Source organism: Desulfoluna sp. (genome assembly GCF_030145185.1).
Taxonomy (GTDB): Bacteria; Desulfobacterota; Desulfobacteria; order Desulfobacterales; family Desulfolunaceae; genus Desulfoluna.
Map to the genome: position 1 here is coordinate 63,141 of NZ_JAQYWB010000002.1, position 21,231 is coordinate 84,371.

General features: G+C 56.5%; 16 protein-coding genes. 11 read left to right on the plus strand and 5 right to left on the minus strand.

What is annotated here, in order from left to right:
* Positions 1-16 precede the first annotated feature (16 nt).
* On the minus strand, positions 17-1,495 hold the full coding sequence (locus Q1Q75_RS00725; RefSeq protein ID WP_300667039.1) for an NfeD family protein: 1,479 nt from the start codon (positions 1,493-1,495) through the stop codon (positions 17-19).
* Between the two features lie 480 nt (positions 1,496-1,975).
* Here Q1Q75_RS00725 and Q1Q75_RS00730 point away from each other — a divergent pair, with 480 nt between their 5' ends.
* The 9 genes from Q1Q75_RS00730 to Q1Q75_RS00770 all read left to right on the plus strand — a co-directional run bounded on the left by Q1Q75_RS00730 (position 1,976) and on the right by Q1Q75_RS00770 (position 15,539).
* Positions 1,976-2,809, plus strand: a complete 834-nt coding sequence (locus Q1Q75_RS00730; RefSeq protein ID WP_300667041.1) for a sugar phosphate isomerase/epimerase — start codon at positions 1,976-1,978, stop codon at positions 2,807-2,809.
* A gap of 305 nt (positions 2,810-3,114) precedes the next feature.
* Entirely contained in the window at positions 3,115-3,717 is a 603-nt protein-coding gene (locus Q1Q75_RS00735) for an RsbRD N-terminal domain-containing protein (protein WP_300667043.1), read from the plus strand.
* Positions 3,718-3,836: 119 nt separating this feature from the next.
* Positions 3,837-4,835, plus strand: a complete 999-nt coding sequence (dsrM, locus tag Q1Q75_RS00740; RefSeq protein WP_300667045.1) for a sulfate reduction electron transfer complex DsrMKJOP subunit DsrM — start codon at positions 3,837-3,839, stop codon at positions 4,833-4,835.
* Positions 4,836-4,859: 24 nt separating this feature from the next.
* On the plus strand, positions 4,860-6,452 hold the full coding sequence (gene dsrK / locus Q1Q75_RS00745; RefSeq protein WP_300667161.1) for a sulfate reduction electron transfer complex DsrMKJOP subunit DsrK: 1,593 nt from the start codon (positions 4,860-4,862) through the stop codon (positions 6,450-6,452).
* Positions 6,442-6,825 (plus strand): sulfate reduction electron transfer complex DsrMKJOP subunit DsrJ, encoded by a 384-nt coding sequence (gene dsrJ, locus Q1Q75_RS00750; RefSeq protein ID WP_300667047.1) that lies wholly within the window; start codon positions 6,442-6,444, stop codon positions 6,823-6,825. Before dsrK ends, dsrJ begins: the two co-directional genes overlap by 11 nt.
* Before the next feature lie 2 nt (positions 6,826-6,827).
* A complete protein-coding gene (gene dsrO, locus Q1Q75_RS00755) occupies positions 6,828-7,610 on the plus strand; it encodes a sulfate reduction electron transfer complex DsrMKJOP subunit DsrO (protein ID WP_300667049.1) in 783 nt (260 codons plus the stop codon).
* A gap of 12 nt (positions 7,611-7,622) precedes the next feature.
* A complete protein-coding gene (dsrP, locus tag Q1Q75_RS00760) occupies positions 7,623-8,780 on the plus strand; it encodes a sulfate reduction electron transfer complex DsrMKJOP subunit DsrP (RefSeq protein WP_300667051.1) in 1,158 nt (385 codons plus the stop codon).
* Between the two features lie 431 nt (positions 8,781-9,211).
* On the plus strand, positions 9,212-13,327 hold the full coding sequence (locus Q1Q75_RS00765; RefSeq protein ID WP_300667053.1) for an acyl-CoA dehydratase activase: 4,116 nt from the start codon (positions 9,212-9,214) through the stop codon (positions 13,325-13,327).
* A gap of 436 nt (positions 13,328-13,763) precedes the next feature.
* Positions 13,764-15,539 carry a fibronectin type III domain-containing protein gene (locus Q1Q75_RS00770; protein WP_300667055.1) on the plus strand — a complete coding sequence of 592 codons (1,776 nt, stop codon included), beginning with the start codon at positions 13,764-13,766 and terminating at the stop codon, positions 15,537-15,539.
* A 267-nt stretch (positions 15,540-15,806) separates the two neighbouring features.
* On the opposite strand, the gene fdhD is transcribed toward Q1Q75_RS00770, so the two are convergent.
* Positions 15,807-16,601, minus strand: coding sequence for a formate dehydrogenase accessory sulfurtransferase FdhD (fdhD, locus tag Q1Q75_RS00775; protein ID WP_300667057.1), 795 nt, complete (start codon positions 16,599-16,601; stop codon positions 15,807-15,809).
* A 56-nt stretch (positions 16,602-16,657) separates the two neighbouring features.
* Positions 16,658-17,455, minus strand: coding sequence for a 1-acyl-sn-glycerol-3-phosphate acyltransferase (locus tag Q1Q75_RS00780; protein WP_300667059.1), 798 nt, complete (start codon positions 17,453-17,455; stop codon positions 16,658-16,660).
* 276 nt (positions 17,456-17,731) lie between these two features.
* On the opposite strand from Q1Q75_RS00780, the gene ylqF reads away from it, so the two are divergent.
* Positions 17,732-18,595, plus strand: coding sequence for a ribosome biogenesis GTPase YlqF (gene ylqF / locus Q1Q75_RS00785; protein WP_300667061.1), 864 nt, complete (start codon positions 17,732-17,734; stop codon positions 18,593-18,595).
* 293 nt (positions 18,596-18,888) lie between these two features.
* On the plus strand, positions 18,889-19,251 hold the full coding sequence (locus Q1Q75_RS00790; protein WP_300667063.1) for a PilZ domain-containing protein: 363 nt from the start codon (positions 18,889-18,891) through the stop codon (positions 19,249-19,251).
* Positions 19,252-19,355: 104 nt separating this feature from the next.
* Here Q1Q75_RS00790 and Q1Q75_RS00795 read toward each other — a convergent pair whose 3' ends face one another.
* Together Q1Q75_RS00795 and tsaE are read right to left on the minus strand one after the other, a co-directional pair.
* Entirely contained in the window at positions 19,356-20,573 is a 1,218-nt protein-coding gene (locus Q1Q75_RS00795) for an aspartate kinase (protein WP_300667065.1), read from the minus strand.
* 89 nt (positions 20,574-20,662) lie between these two features.
* Positions 20,663-21,160, minus strand: a complete 498-nt coding sequence (tsaE, locus tag Q1Q75_RS00800) for a tRNA (adenosine(37)-N6)-threonylcarbamoyltransferase complex ATPase subunit type 1 TsaE (protein WP_300667067.1) — start codon at positions 21,158-21,160, stop codon at positions 20,663-20,665.
* Positions 21,161-21,231: the final 71 nt, after the last annotated feature.

Genomic DNA, 21,231 nt, shown 5'->3' on the forward strand with positions numbered 1-21,231 from the left:
TCGTGGGTTGACTCCTTTAAGAGACAGATTCAGAAGATGGCCCCTTCCAGGCCACAAGGATACGATTGCCTTCGACAGCGGTCACCACAACGGGGTCGCTTCGATCTATAAAATCCCCCTGGGTGACCACGTCAAAGGGCTCGCCATGGAATTCCGCCTTGCCTGCCGGACGAAGGGGGGTGAGAGCGACGCCGTTCTCTCCCACGGCGATCCGAGAGGTCTCCTCGGAATCGGCTTTGGACGCTTTAAGGTCTGCATCCAGATAGGGTCCGCTCACGCGGCCTGCCATGGCGGGCACAAGATAACGCAAGAGCATGACGGCCATGAGCACGGAGGCCCCGACGGAGATCACCACGGTCAACAGGTTGCCCCGGAACAGGGTGCCCTCCCAGGGCAGGGTGGGGTCAGGCAATACGAAATCCTGAAGCGAAAGGATCAGGCCAATCATCACCAGCAGAAACCCGCTGATGCCTGCCACCCCGAACCCGGGGAGAATAAAAATCTCCACAATGATCAGCAGCAGGCCCATGACGATAATCAGAATCTCCGCATAAGTGGCGAGCCCGGCGATATGATGGCCGAAAAGAGCCAGCCCCAGGGCGCTGAGGCCCACGATCCCGAAGATGCCAAATCCCGGGGCCTTGAGTTCGGTGTAGAGAGCCCCCAGCCCGATCATCATAAGAACAGGGGCGATGGAGAGAATCCAGCCGGAGAGCCCTTCGGACCAGGAGGGGATGACACGCGTCACCGGCAGGGCACCATGGCCCATGGCCCCAGCCACCTCGGCGGTGGTTTTTACCGTGGCCCGGGAAAAACCGAACCCCTTGGCTTCCACATCATCCATGGTGAGGAGTTCCCCCTTGCGCACCACGGTCCGAACGTGTTCGGGCTTCTCCTTCAAGTCCTCGTAGGCCTGCGCTTCCATATAGAGGGTTTTTCCCTCTGCCTCATACGCAACGATCTCCAGATCGGCGGTCACCATGGACTCGGCCAGGGATTCGCTGTAGCCGTTTTTTCGGGCCAGCGCCCGGAACTTGGCCCGAAGAGGGGACTGAAATTTTTCGCCCAGCATTTGGGGACCCTCCTTGCCCACGGCAATGGGGGCACAGTCCCCGATGGTCGTGCCCGGGGCCATGTAGAGGGCATCTGCGGAGAGGGCAATCAGGGCACCGGCACTGATCGCCTTGGTTTTCACCCAGGCCACGCTGGGAACCTCAAGGGAGGTAATCGTATCCACAATTTTCAGGGCGGAGTCCACGCGGCCACCGAAGGTATCCATCTCAAAAATGACGAGGGACGCCCCGTCGGTTTCTTTCACTGCCCGTGCAATGAAGGCGGCCATGGAAGGGGACACCTCCCCGGAAATGGGAATCAGGCGAATTTCCCCGGCCGTGGCCTGGGCCCCTGCAAGGGGACCACCCACCGGGAGAAACCACGAGAAGAGCACACCGACAAAAAGCCAGAGCGAAAGAAGAGAGAACGTCGATTTATTCATGGTGATGCCTGGGGTTCAGTTAAAGAGAGCCGCGCCGGGAACCGATACAGGGGAGTCCAAAAAATCCATGACCCAAACACACCACGCGATCAAAAAGGATCATCCTGTTCGCCACGGCACATCTGGAAGTGCGTCAGATGACACCTTGTTGACTATTCGTATATACAGGAAAAGCTGAAAGCGTGCAAGAACAGGGAACCCGCAACCCTTTCACATCGGGCCAGACGAGTGCATCAAACAAAGTGCGTAGATCCATCAAAATTTTTCACCTCTCGATGGCGTTTCTTTGGCGTCCCGCTTCTGCTATAGTGCGGCGGTTTATCGTGAAGGCGCCACGGCAGAGCATCCTTATTGAAGCGCCTTATCACGTCATTGCTATAGATGTCGGATGACACATCATCGCACCCTAAGGCTTTCTGACGCCTTTGCCCGAGCCCTGGCAAACCCGTCGGAGATCGATGAGACGAGGCACAATCAACCATGCTGATGGATGAAACAATGCGAACCGCGGCCCAAAAGGTACACGTCAATGTGCCCTACCGCATGCTCGTAGAGGAGAAGGGACTTTTCGATCTCTTCCTCTCTCTGACCCTCAATCCCGAGCTGGGAATGGACATCCCCACCCTCGACACCTACGATCTCGCCCACTTTAAAAAAACGGCGGAAACCTTTCGCCGGGCCGGAGCACGTCTCACGATCCACGGCCCTTTTGAAGGCGTGGACCCGGGTTCAGCGGATGCCACTCTGCGACGCAGCAGCGAAAGGCACCTTCAACGCCTCACCGACGCTGTGGCCATCATACGGCCGGCAAGCGTGGTCTGTCACACCGGATTTCAACCCAACCAGCAGGACGGGGATTTTTCCGGCTGGCTGGAAAGAAGCCGCAGGGCCTGGACGGAGCTGGCGGCGTCCTTCGCCGCCTTAGACACCCGCCTTCTCCTGGAAAACGTCCATGAAGGCTCTCCGGCCGAGATGGCGAGCCTGACCCACGACATCGAGCACCTGGGGCTCTGCCTCGACACGGGCCATCTGAACGCCTACGGCAATGGAGACCTCGCAGGGTGGGTGCAGACCCTCGGGCCTTTAACCGAAGAGGTACATCTCCATGATAACCACGGAACGGAGGATGAGCACCTGCCCCCTGGCCAGGGAGAAATCGATTTTACTCCCTTGTGCTCCCTGACCCGCCGCCGCTCCCTGATCATCACCCTGGAGCCCCACACCCGGGAGGACCTCCCACCGGCTCTGGACTTTCTCCTGCGCCACCCCGATCTTCTGCCAAGACAACCCCGAGGGACACGACAATGGTTTTGATATGACTGAGTTACCCCATGGTCTGAGGAGAACAAACCACGAATTCTGAAGACGGAAATACTATCGAAACATGGAGGGGTATCAAAAAAAGCCCCCCCTCGTTACTTCGATGAGAGATAAACGTAATATCCTTTAACAAAGCATACTTCAGCCCTGTTTGCAGGGAAAGTAGTTCTTGACACTAAAACGGAAATTGATCTATATCAATCGTTTAAACTTAAAAATTTTTGTTTTGTATTAAGTGACTGTTACCAATGAAATTCTAAGGAAAACCCACGCTCGCAATCAGGTGGGAACGAGGAACCATGGGTATTTATAAACACCTCGACAGCCATGCCAAAGAGATTGTCAAAGCATGGAACGCCCGTTTTGCGGGCAGCTACCCCTCAGAAGGCGGCCGATTCATCATGAAGGAGAAAGACCCCTTCAACAATCCCATCGGCGCCATGGCCCAGAAAGCGTTCACTGAAGTTTTCGCCATTCTGTCCCAGAAAAGCGAACCGGATCCCGAGGCGCTTCGCGCCAAAATCGATCCCATCATCCGTCTGAGGGCCGTCCAGACCTTTATTCCCAGTGAAGGCGTTGCCTTTATTTTCCCACTGAAAGACGTGGTCCGAGACGCACTGAAAAAAGAGGTCAAAGAGGGCATGGTGTCCCAAAAAGATCTCGACGCATTTTACAACCGGGTGGACCAGCTCAGCCTGTGGGCCTTCGATGTTTACATGGCCTGCCGTGAGCAGATCTATCGGCTGCGCGCAAGCGACGTGCGCACCAGAACCCTCAATGTGTTGAAAAACAAGGGTATATTGTGTGAGGTTCCCGAAGTCGGGACCGAAATTTTACCACATGATGTTTATAAAAACGGGGGCTTTGAAAAATCGGATGAAGATCCGGATCGAGGGCTGTAGGACGGTCGCATGACAGCCATAGGGAGAGTTGCCGGCTCACCCGATGCTGTGTCCGTCTTTTACAAACTTTCAATTCGGGTGCATTCGTTTAATCAAGCACCAAAGGGTGAGGAAAAGGTATGAACGTTAATATTGTGTTGTCCCTGGTAGCGGTCGTTGTGCTGGGTGCACTCGCCTTTCTGGGCGGCAGTGCGCCTGCGCTACAGGGGGTGTTTGGGATCCTGATACCCTACATCGCCTTCGTCATGTTCCTGGGCGGTTTTATCTGGCGTATCATGAAATGGGCCAAGTCACCGGTGCCCTTTCGTATTCCGACCACCTGCGGTCAGCAGAAATCATTGTCATGGATCAAGCATGACAAGATTGAAAACCCGACCACTGGAATCGGTGTCGTGATCCGAATGGCCTTGGAGATCCTAACTTTCAGATCTCTGTTCCGGAACACCAAAGCCAAAATTATAGGGGACAGGATCTCTTATGAATTAGAACTCTGGCTCTGGCTTTTTGCCCTGGTCTTTCATTACAGCTTTCTGGCCGTGCTGGTCCGTCACATGCGCTTCTTTTTAGAGCCTGTGCCTGTCTGCATCACATTCCTGGAAGCGGTCGACGGTTTTTTCCAGATCGGGCTTCCCATCGTGCTGATGTCCGGCGTACTCCTCTTTGCCGCGGTGGCTTTTCTTTTCTTACGAAGGATTGCAACGCCCACCCTTCGGTACGCCTCCCTTGCCGCCGATTACTTCCCCCTCTTCCTGATTATGACGATCGCAGGCACCGGCATGTATATGCGGTACTTCCTGAGGGTGGACGTTGTGGCCGTCAAAGAGCTTACCATGGGCCTGGCGACTCTGCATCCTTCCATTCCGGCCAACATTGACCCCTTCCTTTTCGTGCATCTGTTTCTCGTATGCGTTCTGTTCGTATACTTCCCCTTCAGCAAGCTGATGCATGCCGGTGGTATTTTCTTTTCTCCCACCCGGAACATGGCCAACAACAGCCGAATCAAGAGACACATCAACCCCTGGAACCCCGATCTACCCTTCGTGACCTATGAAAAATATGAAAATGCCTTCAGAGAAAAAATGATCGAAGCGGGTATCCCAGTGGAAAAGGAGTCATAAATCGTGGACATCAAACCAGAAGAGATGATCAAGATACACAACCCGATCCCGAAGAAGTCGTGGATGGATACGCCACCGGATTTGTCCGAAGGCAAGTTCTGCTATCCCGCCAAGGCGAAGACTATGGAATACTTGGGGATTCCCAACGCACGAGACTGGTCTCCTGCCGACGAAGACTGGAAGCTTCCTGAAAACTGGCAGCAGATCATTCATGAAGGTTTCAAGGATCGCCTCGACAAATACCGTTCCCTGAAAGTGTTCATGGATATTTGTGTCCGCTGCGGCGCCTGCGCCGATAAATGTCACTTTTTCATCGGCTCGGGCGACCCCAAGAACATGCCGTTCCTTCGGGCCGAGCTGCTCCGAAGCATCTACCGAAACGACTTCACCGCCCTGGGCAAGCTCCTCGGTAAAATCGGCGGTGCCCGCAAAATCACCCCCACGGTCATCAAGGAGTGGTTCTCCTATTTCTACCAGTGCACCGAATGCCGCAGGTGTTCCGTCTTCTGCCCCTATGGCATCGACACCGCAGAGGTCACCATGATGGGCCGCGAGCTTCTCAGCCTCCTCGGCATCAACATCAACTGGATCTCGGATCCCGTGGCCAACTGTTCCAAAACCGGGAACCACCTGGGCATCCAACCCCAGAACTTCAAAGAGATCGTCGAGTTCTTCTGCGAAGACATTGAAGAGATCTCCGGCATCAAGATCAACCCCAGCTTCAACCGAAAAGGCGCAGAGATTCTCTTTGTCACGCCTTCAGGGGATGCCTTTGCCGATCCCGGTACCTACACCTTTATGGGGTACCTGATGCTCTTCGAGCACATCGGCCTGGACTACACCCTTTCCACCTATGCCTCCGAGGGCGGCAACTTCGGTCTCTTCACCTCCTCGGACCAAATGAAGAAGCTCAACGCCAAGATGTACCACGAAGCCGAACGCCTGGGCGTTAAGTACATCCTCGGCGGCGAGTGCGGTCACATGTGGCGCGTCGTCAACCAGTACATGGGGACGATGAACGGACCGGCGAACTTCCTGGAGGTTCCCAAGAACCCCATCACCGGCACGGTATTTGAAAACTCCGCGTCCACGAAGATGGTTCACATCGCTGAGTTCACCGCCGACCTCATCAAGCACAACAAGCTCAAGCTCGACCCGAGCCGTAACGATCACCTCAACGTGACCTGGCACGACTCCTGTAACCCGGCCCGAGCCATGGGGATCCTGGACGAGCCCCGTTATGTGCTGAAAAGCGTCTGCAACAACTTTCATGAAATGCCGGTCAACACCATCCGTGAGCAGACCTTCTGCTGCGGCTCCGGTGCAGGCCTCAATACCGAAGAGATCATGGAACAGCGCCTTCGTGGCGGCCTGCCCCGTGCCAACGCGGTCAAGTACGTCCACGAGAAGTACGGCGTCAACTCCCTGGCCTGTATGTGCGCCATCGACCGGGCGGCCCTGCCCCCCCTGATGGATTACTGGGTACCTGGTGTCGATGTCACGGGTCTCCACGAGCTGGTGGGCAACGCCCTGGTCATGGATGGTGAGAAAGAACGAACCTTAAACCTGAGGTTAGAGGATTTACCTGGAGCGGAGGGTGATTCTGATGAAAGATAAAGGCAAAATAATAGCCGGGGTGGCCATCTTCGCCGCCCTGGTTTCCTTCCCGTTCTGGTACAACACGGGAACGGCCAAACCTGCACCGGAGCTGATCCTCGCGCCGGAAGCCAAAGCGGCTGTGACATGTATCCTCCCCAAAGACCAGATGGCCAAGGAGCACATGCAGCTCCTCGACGGCTGGAGAAACTCGGTGGTTCGTGAAGGCCAGCGCGTCTATGTGGCGGAAGACGGCAAAAAGTACGACATGAGCCTGTCCAACACCTGCCTGGAGTGTCACACCAACAAGGCGGATTTCTGCGACAAGTGCCATGATTACGCCGCTGTTAACCCCTACTGCTGGGATTGCCACGTGAATCCGAAGGAGAAGTAGTGATGAAAGAAAGCAGAAGAAGCTTCCTGAAGATCGCTGGAGTATCCGCACTGGGCGTGACAGCAGCGTCCAACGCCCACGCCATTGGCGAATACTTCATCCCTTCAGAGCAAGCCATTAAAGACCAGAAAGTCAGCACGGCAGACCGATGGGGCATGGTCATCGATACCCGTAAGCTCACCCATGAGCTGAACGAGAAAATCGCCAAGTCATGCCACCTGAACCACAACGTGCCCACCCTTGAGAACAAAAACCACGAGATCAAGTGGATCTGGGAAGAGCACTACGAGCACGCCTTTACACAGCAGCCGAATGAGTTCCAGGCGGAGGAGACAGCCCACGCCCCCATCCTGACTCTGTGTAACCACTGCGACAACCCTCCCTGCGTCCAGGCCTGCCCCACCAAGGCGACCTTCCAGCGGGAAGACGGTATCGTTCTCATGGACTTCCACCGCTGCATCGGCTGCCGCTTCTGCATGGCTGCCTGCCCCTATGGTTCCCGAAGCTTTAACTTCAGGGATCCCCGGGATGCAATGGAGGATGGAAAACCCACCAACCCCGAGTTCCCCACCCGCACCAAGGGTGTCGTGGAGAAGTGTAACTTCTGCGCGGAAAGACTGGCCGTTGGCAAGGATCCCTACTGCGTAGAGGCCTCTGAGGGCGCCCTCGTCTTCGGTGACCTCTCCGATGAAAATTCAGAAATTCGGAAAGTCCTGAAAGAGAACTACACCATTCGGCGAAAGGCCAGTCTTGGTACCGGGCCTTCGGTCTTTTACATCGTTTAACGGGAGGTCATCATGCTTGAAAAAGCATTAAGCGGAAGCAGAAATTACTGGCTGTGGATTGCCGGTCTGATGGCCGTCATTGCGGTGGCCTTTATGGGATACCTGCAGCAATGGGAGTTCGGTCTCGGCGTCACCGGCATGAGCCGTGACGTCTCCTGGGGCTTTTACATTGCCCAGTTCACCTTCCTCGTCGGCGTCGCCGCCGGGGGTGTGATGCTGGTGCTGCCCTACTACTTGCACGACTACAAGGCCTTCGGCCGCATCACCATCCTGGGGGAATTCCTGGCGGTGGCGGCGGTCGTCATGTGCCTGCTCTTCATCCTGGCCGACCTTGGCCAGCCCAAGCGCGCCATGAACGTGATCTTCAACGCCACACCCTACTCGATGCTCTTCTGGGATGCCCTGGTTCTCAACGGCTATCTCCTGCTGAACATCGTCATCGGGTGGAAGCTCCTTGAAGCGGAGAGAAATGCGGTCCCTGCTCCCAAATGGATCAAGTATCTCATCTATCTTTCCATCCCCTGGGCCTTCGGCATCCACACCGTGACCGCCTTCCTTTACTGTGGCCTTCCCGGTCGTGGTTACTGGCTCACGGCGATCCTTGCCCCCAGGTTCCTGGCCTCGGCCTTTGCCGCCGGTCCCTCGTTTTTGATCCTCCTTTGCTTCATCGTTCGCAAAGTGACCAAATTCGATCCCGGCACAAAAGCGATGCAGACCCTCATGAAGATCATCACCTACGCCCTGATTGCGAACGTGTTTTTCCTCCTCTGTGAAATCTTCACCGTTTTTTACAGCCAGATCCCCGAGCACATGGACCACCTGAAGTATCTCTTCTTCGGACACGGTGACAAGGTGGCTCTGGTACCCTGGATGTGGACCTCCATGTTCCTGATGCTTTCGGCCATCGTCCTTCTCGTGATTCCCAAAATCAGAAACAACGAGAAGTACATGCCCTTCATCTGCATCATGGTGTTCGTCGGAACCTGGATCGACAAAGGCATGGGCATGATCGCCGGTGGCTTCGTCCCCAACGCCATGCACACCTACCACGAGTACACACCGACCCCCCTGGAGATTCTCATCACCGTGGGTGTCTACGCCACAGGCCTGCTCGTCGTGACGATCCTTTACAAGATCGCCACACAGATCAAAGAAGAGGTCAACGCGTAAGCAACGCTTTTTTATAGGTTGTACGAATCCGGAACGCCAACTGGATTGTTTAAAACCCGCCCTCCTGGAAACAGGGGGGCGGGTTTTTGCTTTTGGGGCTGTGGGTGGAGAGAAGACGGACAGGAAGGAAACACCCCCCGCGATGAAAACGCCATGAACCCCGATGGCCGTCTCTGTGAGCATAGGCCAGTGTCCTCGCTCACCCCAAATTCAAAACAAAGATTCTTCAGCATTGCCTCGATCCGAGCCAACCTTTTTGTTTAACGCTTTGATCTTGACTCACCCATAAGAAAATGTTTAAAAAGCTCATACGTTAACATAGAACACATATTCTAGACTCAAGCGCCCTCCCCCGGAACGATTCCCACGTCCCATCTCATCCCCCATCTCCGGGGAGGCCCGACCATAGAGAAGGACAGAGGTGCCCACCCATGAAAGCAGGACTTGACTTCGGATCCAAGTATATCCACTACGCCGTGGTGAACGCCGAGCGTATTGTGACGCGCGGCAGCATTCTCCACAACGGCAACCTTGAAGACGCCCTCGACCAGGCCCGACAGGCCATGGAAATCCAGGCGCCTGCCCCCATCACTCACTTTGGGGTCACCGGCAACATCACCCTCTCAGAGGTCCGGGTCTTTGACCCAGTCATCGCCTCGGTGGAGGCCGCCGCTTTCCTCCACACCCCCTGCCGGAACATCCTCTCCATCGGCTGCGAAAGCTTTTACCTCATCCGACTGGATGAGGAGGGACACTACATGGAACATGTGGTGAACTCCGACTGCGCCTCCGGCACCGGCTCCTTTATCGATCAGCAGGCAGAGCGCCTCGGGTTCTCCACAGAGGCCCTGGCGGAGAAGGCAGCCGCCTTTACGGGCAAAGCGCCCTCCATCGCCACCCGATGCGCAGTCTTTGCCAAAAGCGACATCATCCACGCCCAGGCCCAGGGGTATGCCAAAGAGGCCATCGCCACGGGGCTCTGTGAAGGCGTTGCGCGCAGCGTCCTGGCCAACACGGTCCGGGGCCGCGAGCTCAAAGGCGACCTCCTCTTTATCGGCGGGATGGCCGCCAACACAAAAATGGTTCGGGAAATTGAAACCGCCTTGGACCTCTCCGTCTCGGTGCCTGAACAGGCTCAAAGTATCAACGCCATCGGAGCGGCCTCCCTGGCCGATCAACCCTGGGATTTGAGCAAGAACCTCATCGCCCGCATGGGCCGGGTCAGAACGGTGCGCCCCGCCCTGGACACGGACATGCCTCACTACCCGGCATTTGAAGGTCTCACCTTCGAAGAAATCGATGGGATCGAGATCACCCTCTACCAGAAACCCGCCCCAATCTGCGAAGCCTACATGGGCATCGACGTGGGCTCCACCAGCACCAAAGCGGTCCTCACTGACAAAGAGGGGGCCATCCTGGCCGGCCTCTACGGCCGCACCCAGGGCGACCCGGTGGACGCCGTCACCCGCCTCTTTGTGCAGGTAAAACATCTCTTCAACGACGTGGACCTCACCATCTGTGGCGTGGCCACCACCGGCTCGGGCCGGGAGCTGATTAAAGAGGTCATCGGGGCAGACCTCGCCATCAACGAAATTACCGCCCACGCCAAAGGCGCCACCTTCCTGGACCCGGAGGTCGACACCATCATCGAGATCGGCGGCCAGGACTCCAAGTTCACCCGCCTGAAGGATGGGGTGGTGACGCATGCCGTCATGAACTACGTCTGTGCGGCCGGTACCGGCTCCTTTATCGAAGAGCAGGCCAAACGCCTTCACATGACCCTGCCCGAGATCTCCGACATCGTGGAAGGCGCCAAAGCCCCCTTCACCTCCGACCGCTGCACCGTGTACATGGAGCGGGATCTCAACATCTTTCTCTCGGAAGGGTGGAAAAAGGCAGAAATCATGTCGGCTGTGCTCCACAGCGTCCGGGACAACTACCTCTCCAAGGTGGTGGGCAAGAGCACCCCAGGCCACCGGGTCTACTTCCAGGGAGCCACGGCACGCAACAAAGCCCTGGTGGCCTGTTTTGAGCGGGAGCTGGGCCAAAAAGTGCAGGTCTCCAAGTTCTGCCATCTCACCGGCGCCCTGGGCTGCGCCGTGGCTTTGAAAGAGGCGCAATTCCCCGCCTCCACCTTCACGGGCATCGACTTCTCCTGCACCGTAGAGACCGAAACCTGCGAGCTCTGCGCCAACCGCTGCGAGCTGCGCGTCTACACCGTGGGGAATAAGAAAAACGCCTGGGGCCTGAAATGCGGACGGGACTATGCGGAAAAAAAAGTGGGGGGCAAAGAGACCGTCTCCTCCCTCGAAAAACGGTTTAAATCCATTTTCAAAACGGAGGATGTGGCCGCCACAGGGCAAAAAACCATCGGCATTCCCGAGACCCTCTTCATGGTGGAGTACACCCCCCTCTTCAAGGACATCTTCCAGCGCCTGGGATTTAACGTGGTGGTGGAAAAAAGCACGGCCGGCAAACTGGCCCACGGCATGAAACTCATCAACGCCGATTTCTGCACCCCCATGGCCCTCACCCACGGCATGGTCGCCGCCCTGGATCAGCGCGGGGTGGATTTTATCTTCCTGCCTACCCTCATCAGCGAGCAGAACCTCCTTGAGACGCTGCCCATGGAAGAGGCCTTCGGCACCAAAGCCACGGACAGCTACTTCTGCTATTACTCCTCCTACGCCGCCACCATCATCAACAACCTGCCCGGCATGAATTTCGGCGGACGCCTCCTCCACCCCACCATGCGCATGAACAACGTGGCCGACGAGATCATCGGTGAACGGCTGGCTGCTGACCTGGCACAGGCCCTGGACCGACCCGAAGAGGCCGTGGTCCATGCCTTCATCGACGCCAGACAGGCCTTTATGAAGATGAAAAATGCGTGGGTGGCCGAAGGCACAAAACAGCTCGCCACCCAGGGCAAGAAGCCAAAGGTTCTGCTTTTGGGGCGTCCCTACGCCCTCTTCGACAAGCGGGTCAACCTGGGCATCCCCGCACGCATCGAGTCCATGGGGTTTGATATCGTCTCCCAGTCCATGATGGACCTCACGGCCAATCCCAAGGACATGCCCGATCACCTGCCCAACATGCACTGGTACTTCGGCCAGCAGATCCTGCTTGCCTTAGACGCCGTCCGCAAACACCCTGATCTCTACCCCGTCTTTCTTACCTGCTTCCGATGCAGCCCTGACGCCTACCTGATGAACCACATCAAGGACGCCATGGAGAAGATGGGCAAACCGTTCCTGATCCTCCAGCTCGACGAACACAGCAGCGACGTGGGCTATCTGACACGCATCGAAGCGGCCATCGACACCTTCGTGGCTGACTACGACCGACGCAAAACGCACACGGATGAGATCGTCATCCCCCGGACCGCCTTCACCCCGGACACCCCCGAAGAGGGCGACACCGTCCTGATCCCCATGGTGGATGCCCGCATCAACCGCCTCCAGGCCGAAGTCTTTAAGACGGCGGGGTACAAGGCGGAGGTCCTCCCCATGGACAACGAGACCTTAAACCTCGGCTACCGCTTTGCCAGCGGCGGGGAATGTCTGCCCAACGTCGCCATCGTGGGATCGGTGATCTCCAGGCTCTCCAAAGGGGATCTTGAGGCCTCCAAAGCCATCGTCTACCTGCCGAACATCTGCCTCTCCTGCAACTTCAACCAGTACGCCAACCTGGTGAAAGCGGCCGGGGCCAAGTCCGGGTTTTCCGGCATCAAGGTGATGAACACCAACGGACAGGCAGCGGTTCCGGGCATCTCCGCCCGCCAGAACGCCCTGCTCCTCTCGGTGACCATCTTAAGCTCCATCCTCTCCAAGCTGCGGTTTCGTTTCCTCCCGTATGAGGCCGAGACGGGTGCCACCCAACGCATCATGGCCGAGGCAGAAGCCCTCATCGCCTGGCACATTGCCCACCGCAAATCCCTGATGACCGCCGCGGAAAAGGTGAGGGATCTCTTCGACGGGCTGCCCCTGCCGAAAACACGAAAACCCCGCATCGGCATCCTCGGGGACATGTACGCCAAGTACAACGAGGTCTTAAACGAGTCGATCTGTGACCATGCCGAAGCCTTGGGGGGCGAAGTGATTCTTCCCTCCTACAACGAGCTGGTGGTCCACTCCATCTATGCGGACACCCGCCAAAACGCCACCGGAGAGAAACTCCTCGCCACCATGACCGGCTACGAGGAAAAATTTGAGGCGATCTTTGCCGATCTCCTCGAAGGCGTCACCGAACCGCCTCTGGACGAATGCCAGGCGCTCATGGAAGAGTTCGGCCTCACCAGCTTCATCGCCGGGGAAACCGCTGTTTCTTTGGGCCGCATGCTCTACTACATCAAGCACAACCTCGTCTCCGCCGTCATCCACGTCAACCCGGTCTTCTGTTGCCCCGGAGTCATCAGCGCCTCCATCTTCCGCAAGATACAGGAGCGGTTCGGCGTGCCCGTCATCGATCTTTTCTACGACGGCACCAACAAACCCAACCGCATGATCGACCCGCATATGTTCTACCTGACGCGGAAGGCGGGGTAAAAAAGAAAAACGGCCTCCGGCGACGAGGTGTGCCACCTCGAAAGCGGGTTGCGAATGCTGCCTCCCTTCGTTTCTCAGGGTGTTCACATTCGCTGATGGCGTAGCCAATGGCCAAGGGGGCCATGGCCTCAATGATCAAGTAAAAATCTGTTTGTCAAACGTATCACCCGTTTGGCGCCCGGCAGGGCCGCCGGAGGCATCTATAACTTAGCTGCCTCCGGCGGCGCACCTGGATTTTTGTCTCTGCCGGTCCGTGTCTCCCTGTTGCCCGTCCAGATGGATACCGCTGCCCATAATCCACGCGACCTATCCCCCCATTATTCTTGAGAAAGTATGGACACCTCCCCGGAAACCCAGTAAAATCACACCTTCGATCGAAGGAGAAAGCCATCCCATTGACCGCAACCACGTTTTTGCAACCGCCCTGGAGTCCGTTATGAAACCGCGCCGTATCATCTGCCCTGTTCTTCTCGTTACCCTCCTGCTCCTCCCGTTTTCCGCGTGGGCCGCTCCGGAGAGACCGAACGACCCAACCCTGACCGCCACCCACAACACCCTCACCGTCTCCTGGGAGGCCGTGACCGATGCCGAGGGCTACACTATTTACTGGGGCGAAACGGAGAGCGAAATCACGGATAAAACCCACCCTCTCAAGCGCACCAACAGCGAGCTCGGGCTCCCCGAACCCGTATCCGAAGGGGATAAGGTGACCTTCACCCTCGGTGCCTCCTCCGGCGTCACCCTGGAACCGGAGACCCGCTACTATGTTGCCCTCTCGTCTTACGACGAATTCCGTGACAGCACGCTTTCAGACATCGCTGACGTCACCACCCAGGCCGCCCTCCAAGTGCCCCCCAGCCCCCAGAACCTCTCCCTTCAAGCGAGAACAGAAGAGAGGGTCACCTTTGCCTGGGACACAGTCACGGGGGCCAGCGTCACAGCCTACAAGGACTCCGTGGAAAAACGCACGGGCGGACTCTTTGCCCCTGCCTCTCTCACGCCCGATGCGCCCGCAAATCTCGAAACCCCTTCTGCCAACTTCTCCGGTCTTGAATCAGACACCCGTTACCGATTCCGCGTCAAAGCCACCAACGCCGAAGGCGATTCGACCCCCTCGGCCTGGCTGGTGGTGGATACCTTTGCCGCTGGAGAATTACGGGACACCCTGGCCCCCAACACCCCCATCCTCTCCCCCTCCGCCCACCCGCCTGAGCTCCAGGAAGACCAGAGCGTGCGCCTTCGGTTTGACGGAAACAACAGCGGCATGGCCGACCTGGCTGGCTACCGAGTCTTTTACGGCACCAACGCCGGAGCCCTGGATCAACAGAAGGATTTCACCCCCGATGCCGATGTCCGCATCACCGACCTGGAGAAAGAGGTCCTCTACACCTTCCGCCTCTCGGCCTTCGACACCAGCGACAACGAAAGTCCCCAGTCCGAGGAAAGTGTCTCCATCCTCGTCGAAGAGGTGCGTGGCCTCCTGGACGATCCGGACGCCTTCGAGGGGGGATGCTTCATCACCACCCCCCAGAGCAGGGCCGTCCCCTCCCTTTTCATGGGAATCGCCCTTCTCCTTTGTCCCCTCGTTCTCGTCTTTGTCCCCCGCAAAAAAGTGCTCACAGCAACACTCCTCGCCAGCCTGAGCCTTTGTCTTCCCACCCCCGGAGTCGCAGAGGAGGCCAACACCCTCGGCATCAAGGCGGGGGCCCACATCCTCTCAGATTCATCTCATAAAGACATCTACGACTCGGACGCCGCCTCCTTCACCCTCTTCTACCAGAGAAAACTCATGGGTCCCTTCTCCGCGGCCCTCGAAGCGGGCTACCTGAAACGTGATGGAAACAAACGCACCACCTCCGGCCTGCCAACCGAGGTGGCCACGGAGCTGATCCTCGCCCCCCTCTCGGCCAGCCTCCTCTGCGACATCCCCCTCACCCCGGAGATCATCCTCTTTGCCGGTGGCGGGCTGGACTACTGGTACTATAAAGAGACCAGCGACACCCATGAGGTGGACGCAAAAGAAGAGAACGATTACGGGGTAGGCGGGTACCACGGACGCGCCGGCCTCAAACTGCTCACCCGGGACCCCATGTTTCACCACAGAGCCGGAGTGATCATCGAGACCGTCTACTCCGTCATCGATCGCTTCGGAGAAAACGAAATAGACCTCGGAGGCTGGACCTTCAACGCCGGGATTTTCTGTACGTTCTGAAAAAGGCTAAAAAGAAAGTAACGATTCAGCGCCCCAAAAAGCCTCCGGCGGCAAGGTGTGCCACCTTGAAAGCAGGTTGCGGATGCGCTTTGCCCCTCGTTCCTCGGGTCAAATCACATCCGCATTTAGGTCGACGTAAATCTGAAATATGTACTTAAGACCTGTTTGTTAAACTTTTCAAAAGTGTAGCCCCCGGCAGGGCCGCCGGAGGCACACGCTGAATAGTTACAAAAGAAAAATCAAAAACGTCTCCGGCAGCTTTTGGTTTTATCTCTGGATACGATCAGGATGGGTATACACGAAGAGACCTTCGCCCCGGGCGAGGGAGCAGAGGGTGATGTTGAGGCCCTGGGCGAGTTCGACGGCCAGGGCGGTGGGGCGGGAGACGGCGGCGATGATGGCGACGCCGGCGCGGGCGGCTTTCTGAACCATCTCGTAGCTGATGCGCGAGGAGAGAACGAGAAAGCGAGCCTGGTCGAGATTTTTTTCGAGGAAGAGCAGGCCCACGGCTTTATCGAGGGCGTTGTGGCGGCCGGCGTCTTCGGCCACGGCGAGAAAATGCCCCTGTTCGCCAACGAGGGCGGCGGCGTGGGAGGCACGGGTGATTTTTCGTAAGGGCTGGTGGGCGCTGAGTGCATCCAGGGCCTGGGCCACGGTGGCAAAAGCCACGGGGGAAGCATCCACGGTGCAGGTGGCCTGACGCAGATCGTCGATCAGCTCTTTGCCACAGATGCCGCAGCTGGTCTGGCTGATAAACCCCCTGCGATCGAGGATCTCAGGCACTTTTTCGCTCCGTTCGGGGGTCAGGGTCACGGTGACCACGTTGACGTCGGCCTCACAAAAAGCAAGGGTCCCGAAGTCCTCGACGGCATCCACAATGCCCTCGCCAAGGCAAAAACCGGCCACATGGGCGATTTCATCTCCGGGGGTCCGCATCACCACGGTGTAGGGCTTGCCCTGAACACGGATGGAAAGAGGCTCTTCCGCGAGGAGGGCCTGGGTGGACTCCCGGGCCTCTCCCGAGGTCATGTGACGGATGGAATGCACCTGATGATTCTTCATGGCCCCTTCTATCATCCGAACAGAGATAAATAAAGAATGGTCTGGGCGTCAGACGCTTAGACCGCAACACCCCGTCCCCCGGCTTGCCTTCCACGCCCTTTAGAAAGGGTGGTTTCGGTTGCGTGCACATGCTCTTCCACATGGGAGCCGATGAGTTGACGAACCATCTCGGCCGTCTCTTCCACGGAGAGGTGAGCATACGCCTCATAGGGAATTTCATCGAGAATATCAATGCTCAGGTACTGCTTCCCGGTAAAATTCATGCTGTACTTGGGCAGGGCTTTTCGTGTCCCGTTGATGGCAATGGGCAGGATGGGGAGCTTCATCTGATGGGCCAGAATGAAGGCCCCGGGTTTGAAGACCCTCAAGTGCCCGTCAAAGGAGCGCGTCCCTTCGGGAAAAAAATAGACGGAGGCGCCCTCTTTCAAGGTCTTTTCACAGGCAGCCATCATCTCGGCGATGCTCTCTTTGTCCCCACGCTTCAATCGAATGTACCGGTTCATCACCATGTTCCACCCAATAAGGGGAAGCTTGAACACCTCGGCTTTGGAGACCCATTTAAAGGGAAAAAAGAGGGTAAACGCCGCCAGAATATCCAGCTGAGACTGATGGTTGGAGACCACCATATAGGTCTTCTTCCAGTCCACTTTCTTTCGGCCCCGGGTGACGATCCGCCAGGCGGGCATGGTCCAGATATACACAGAGGCCCAGAAGCAGGAGTAAAGATGTAAAATGACAAGTCGCTTATCAAAGGGTCGAGTAACCACCCAGATCAACACGGCTATCACATAAAAAACAAGACTGGTCAGCGCAATGTAGGCCAGAAACAACTTGGAAATCAATCGATTCAGCATGAGAATTCGGTCCCTTTTCATCAATGTCTATTTTATGAAACCGTCGTTCTATTTGTGGCACAAAGTGATCTTAATTTCAAGATGTCCTCACGGAATCTCGTTTCATTGACCACCCTCCCCATGCTATGAAGAAAACAAACTTTTTTATAACCCAGGGACCCCAGCTTAAAACAGGTTCCCCCCTTCATCCCAATACACCCATTGCCATGTGACACTCTGTCGGCACCCTGACGCGAGTATCCATGTTTATAATATCGCACCCTTCGAGGAGGCAATATGGCGGTCCAGTGGTATCCCGGACATATGAAAAAAGCGAGCGACGAAATTCGCGAAGCCTTAAAAAGAGTGGATGTGGTCATCGAAATCATCGATGCCCGCATCCCCATATCCAGTTCCAATCCCATGCTCAAAGAGTTAAAGGGATCCAAGCCCTGTGTACGGGTTCTCAATAAAAAAGACCTGGCCGACCCTGAGGTGACCGCGCGCTGGATCCTGGCCATGGAAAAAGAGGTGAATGTCCGGGCCGTTGCCATTGAGGCCTTGAAGAAAAAAGAGGTGGACAAGGTCAAAAGTATCGCCATCTCCCTGGCTCCGGACGAGCTGAAACGCGGCGTCCGCGCCCTGGTCGTGGGCATCCCCAACGTGGGAAAATCCACCTTCATCAACACCCTGGCCGGGCGCAAGGTCGCCAAGACAGGGGATGAGCCCGCGGTGACCAAACAGCAGCAGCATGTCCGCATCGAGGGCGGTCGAAAAGGATTTGATATCTCCGACACCCCGGGCGTTCTCTGGCCCAACCTGGCAGACAGAAAAGGGGGCATCCGCCTGGGCGCAACCGGCGCGGTGCGGGACACGGCCCTGGACTATCTCGAAGTGGCCCCCCAGGCCGCTGTGGACCTTCTGACCCATTATCGGGACCTGGTCGTCGAGCGTTACAAGCTCAAAGGAGAATCCGAAGAAGGGATGGATATTCTGGCTGAAATTGGAAAAAAACGAGGCTGCTTGAGGAAAGGGGGCATTGTCGACCTCCATAAAGCGGCCGAAATTGTCTGCCGGGAGATCAAAGCCGGAGATCTTGGACGTATCTCCCTGGATTGGCCTGAAGATTACGAGATTGAAAGTAATACGGACTCGGACTAAGATTTGCTTCAGGAGGGAGTGAAAACACGGCCAGCAAAGGCTCTCTATCCTGCGTTGGCCTTCACTATCCTTGTGGGATCTCCGGCCGTTATGGCGATAACCGATTGACAAACAGAGGGCAACTCATTTAGATATACTTTAACGGGCAATGAATTATTTCTTCTCATCCACAGATAGTTACACACAACTCAGGACCTATGCTAAAACGATCCAAACAAAAAAGAGAGATGTCCCTGTCTGAAGCAACCTCACGACTGATTTCCCATATCCTCAAAATGGGTCAGGGTGAGATCATGGAACTTCTCGAGCTTGTTGAGAAAAAAAACTTCGAGAAGAAAAGAAAATCACCCCGTTTCGACTACTACGGAGAAGCCGTCTACGTGGTGAAAGGAAGAGCGTACACAGGGTTTATCAAAAACATCAGCTCCGAAGGGGTGTATATTGAAACCCCGGACATGGCAGATGCCGGTGAAAAAATCATCCTCTCCTTTGAATTACCCGATGGCGAACACATCCGCGTATCCGGGACGGTGGTCCGGGGAGAAGGAAACGGGTTTGCCGTCTCTTTTGACCGCACCATTGACGGGAACCTCTCCCGACTGGCCTCCTCTCCCTCAGAGCCCGAAGGCCCCGGTCTGTTCAAGCGGGGAAAATAAGCACCGCCTGAGCCTTACAGAAAAACAAAAAGGCCCGCCACAATATGGCGGGCCTTTTTTTATCCCCTGTCATGCGGGGCAAGCCTCGAAAACCTTCCGTTTCTCTACATGGTATCCAGAGAAAAGGCGTCGTGCAGAATACGTACCGCCAGCTCGGCATAACGCTCATCGATCACGCAGGAGATCCGGATCTCGCTGGTGGTGATCAGGCGAATGTTGATGTTCTCGTCCGCCAGGGCCTGGAACATACGGGAAGCCACCCCGGAGTGATTCTTCATGCCCACGCCGATCACGGAGACCTTGGCGATATCATCGGCCACCAGCACCTCTTTGCCCCCAAGCTCCTCAGCCACCCGTCGGGTAATCTCGATGGCTTCCTGGTAATCGGTCTTGGTCACGGTAAAGGTGAGGTCGGTTTCCCCGCCGGACCGAGTGTTCTGGATGATCATGTCCACTTGAATACCGGAAGCGGCCAGGGGAGAAAAGATTTTGGCGGAGACGCCAGGCTGGTCAGGGACTTTCTTGACGGTAATACGCGCTTCGTTCTTATCCAGGGTCACGCCGGAGACAACAAGCTGCTCCATTCCGGACTCTTCATTAACAACCATGGTCCCTATCTCCTCATTGAAAGATGATCTAACGTGAATCGGCACGTTGTATTTTTTTGCAAAACCCACAGAACGAATCTGAAGGACCTTGGCCCCCAGACTGGCCATCTCAAGCATCTCATCGTAGGAGATCCTCTCCAGCTTTCTCGCTTTGTCACAGATCCTGGGGTCGGTGGTGTAGATCCCGTCCACGTCGGTATAAATTTCACAGGCATCCGCCTTGATAGACGCGGCGATGGCCACAGCAGAGGTATCGGAGCCCCCGCGACCCAGGGTGGTGATGTTGCCATCGGAATCCATCCCCTGAAACCCGGCTACCACAACGATCTTCTTTTCCGCCAGCAGACTTTTGATGCGATTGGCGCCGATCTTCATAATCCGAGCTTTACCGGCGCCGTTGTCCGTCTGGATCTCGGCCTGGAACCCTAAAAGAGACTCGGCACGATAGCCCATCTGCTGCAGGGTGATCGCCATCAGGGAGACCGTGGTCTGCTCACCCGTGGAGAGCAGGACATCCATCTCGCGTTTGCTGGGCTTTTCTGAGGCCTGATAGGCCATCTCAGTCAATTTATCGGTCACGCCGCTCATGGCAGAAAGCACCACCACCACGTCGTTCCCTTCGTCATAGGCCTTGGCAACGCGCGTGGCCACGTTGTGTATGCGCTCCAGGTCCCCGACGGATGTGCCACCATATTTTTGTACGATCAATGCCATTGTCTCTCCATAACGAACAAATTCGAAATCACTTGTCCCGGGATATTGTCACAAAGGTGTAAAAGCCCCATACGTTTCAGGCTCTTGTATCAGACTTGTTCTCTCAAGTCCACATTCGGATGCAAACAGCGCATCGTAATCACGCGCTCGTCCGGTCCCTCTTCGCCCAGAACAATGGCCAGATCCGTGCCAAGCTCATCATCATCGGACCGTTCGGGCCATTCCACCACGATCACTCCCTCCTGCTGCTGCATATCGCGATACCCGATCTCTTCAAGCTCCTCGCCTCCCCCCAAACGGTAGAGATCGAGGTGGAAGAGAGGCAACCGCCCCGGATACTCATTGACGATGGTGTAGGTGGGGCTGGTGACAGGATACCTCTCGTCTACCCCCAACCCCCGGGCGAGACCGCGGGCAAAACAGGTCTTCCCACTGCCCAGGTCTCCGGCAAGGGTCATCACAATCGGGCCGTTGATCGCACGGCCCATCAGCCGCCCCACCTCTTCGGTCTCCTCGGTGGAATCCGTGGTGAGGACAAGACGACCCGCGGCAAGCAGTTCGCCGATATACGATGGTTTGATGTTCATAGATATGCCACACTTCGGCTTCTAAAAAGCCGTTATTTTATATATTGATTGATGGTCACGAAAAATCTGCA

What these genes read in the sequence shown, in the direction of transcription:
- Q1Q75_RS00735 (WP_300667043.1), top strand. Translation starts at nt 3,115, where the DNA reads ATGGGTATTTATAAACACCTCGACAGCCATGCCAAAGAGATTGTCAAA.
- Q1Q75_RS00790 (WP_300667063.1), top strand. Translation starts at nt 18,889, where the DNA reads ATGGAACTTCTCGAGCTTGTTGAGAAAAAAAACTTCGAGAAGAAAAGA.
- Q1Q75_RS00725 (WP_300667039.1), bottom strand. Translation starts at nt 1,495, where the DNA reads ATGAATAAATCGACGTTCTCTCTTCTTTCGCTCTGGCTTTTTGTCGGT.
- ylqF (WP_300667061.1), top strand. Translation starts at nt 17,732, where the DNA reads ATGGCGGTCCAGTGGTATCCCGGACATATGAAAAAAGCGAGCGACGAA.
- dsrJ (WP_300667047.1), top strand. Translation starts at nt 6,442, where the DNA reads ATGAAAGATAAAGGCAAAATAATAGCCGGGGTGGCCATCTTCGCCGCC.
- dsrP (WP_300667051.1), top strand. Translation starts at nt 7,623, where the DNA reads ATGCTTGAAAAAGCATTAAGCGGAAGCAGAAATTACTGGCTGTGGATT.
- fdhD (WP_300667057.1), bottom strand. Translation starts at nt 16,601, where the DNA reads ATGAAGAATCATCAGGTGCATTCCATCCGTCACATGACCTCGGGAGAG.
- tsaE (WP_300667067.1), bottom strand. Translation starts at nt 21,160, where the DNA reads ATGAACATCAAACCATCGTATATCGGCGAACTGCTTGCCGCGGGTCGT.
- dsrK (WP_300667161.1), top strand. Translation starts at nt 4,860, where the DNA reads ATGATCAAGATACACAACCCGATCCCGAAGAAGTCGTGGATGGATACG.
- Q1Q75_RS00765 (WP_300667053.1), top strand. Translation starts at nt 9,212, where the DNA reads ATGAAAGCAGGACTTGACTTCGGATCCAAGTATATCCACTACGCCGTG.
- dsrM (WP_300667045.1), top strand. Translation starts at nt 3,837, where the DNA reads ATGAACGTTAATATTGTGTTGTCCCTGGTAGCGGTCGTTGTGCTGGGT.
- Q1Q75_RS00780 (WP_300667059.1), bottom strand. Translation starts at nt 17,455, where the DNA reads ATGCTGAATCGATTGATTTCCAAGTTGTTTCTGGCCTACATTGCGCTG.
- Q1Q75_RS00795 (WP_300667065.1), bottom strand. Translation starts at nt 20,573, where the DNA reads ATGGCATTGATCGTACAAAAATATGGTGGCACATCCGTCGGGGACCTG.
- Q1Q75_RS00730 (WP_300667041.1), top strand. Translation starts at nt 1,976, where the DNA reads ATGCTGATGGATGAAACAATGCGAACCGCGGCCCAAAAGGTACACGTC.
- Q1Q75_RS00770 (WP_300667055.1), top strand. Translation starts at nt 13,764, where the DNA reads ATGAAACCGCGCCGTATCATCTGCCCTGTTCTTCTCGTTACCCTCCTG.
- dsrO (WP_300667049.1), top strand. Translation starts at nt 6,828, where the DNA reads ATGAAAGAAAGCAGAAGAAGCTTCCTGAAGATCGCTGGAGTATCCGCA.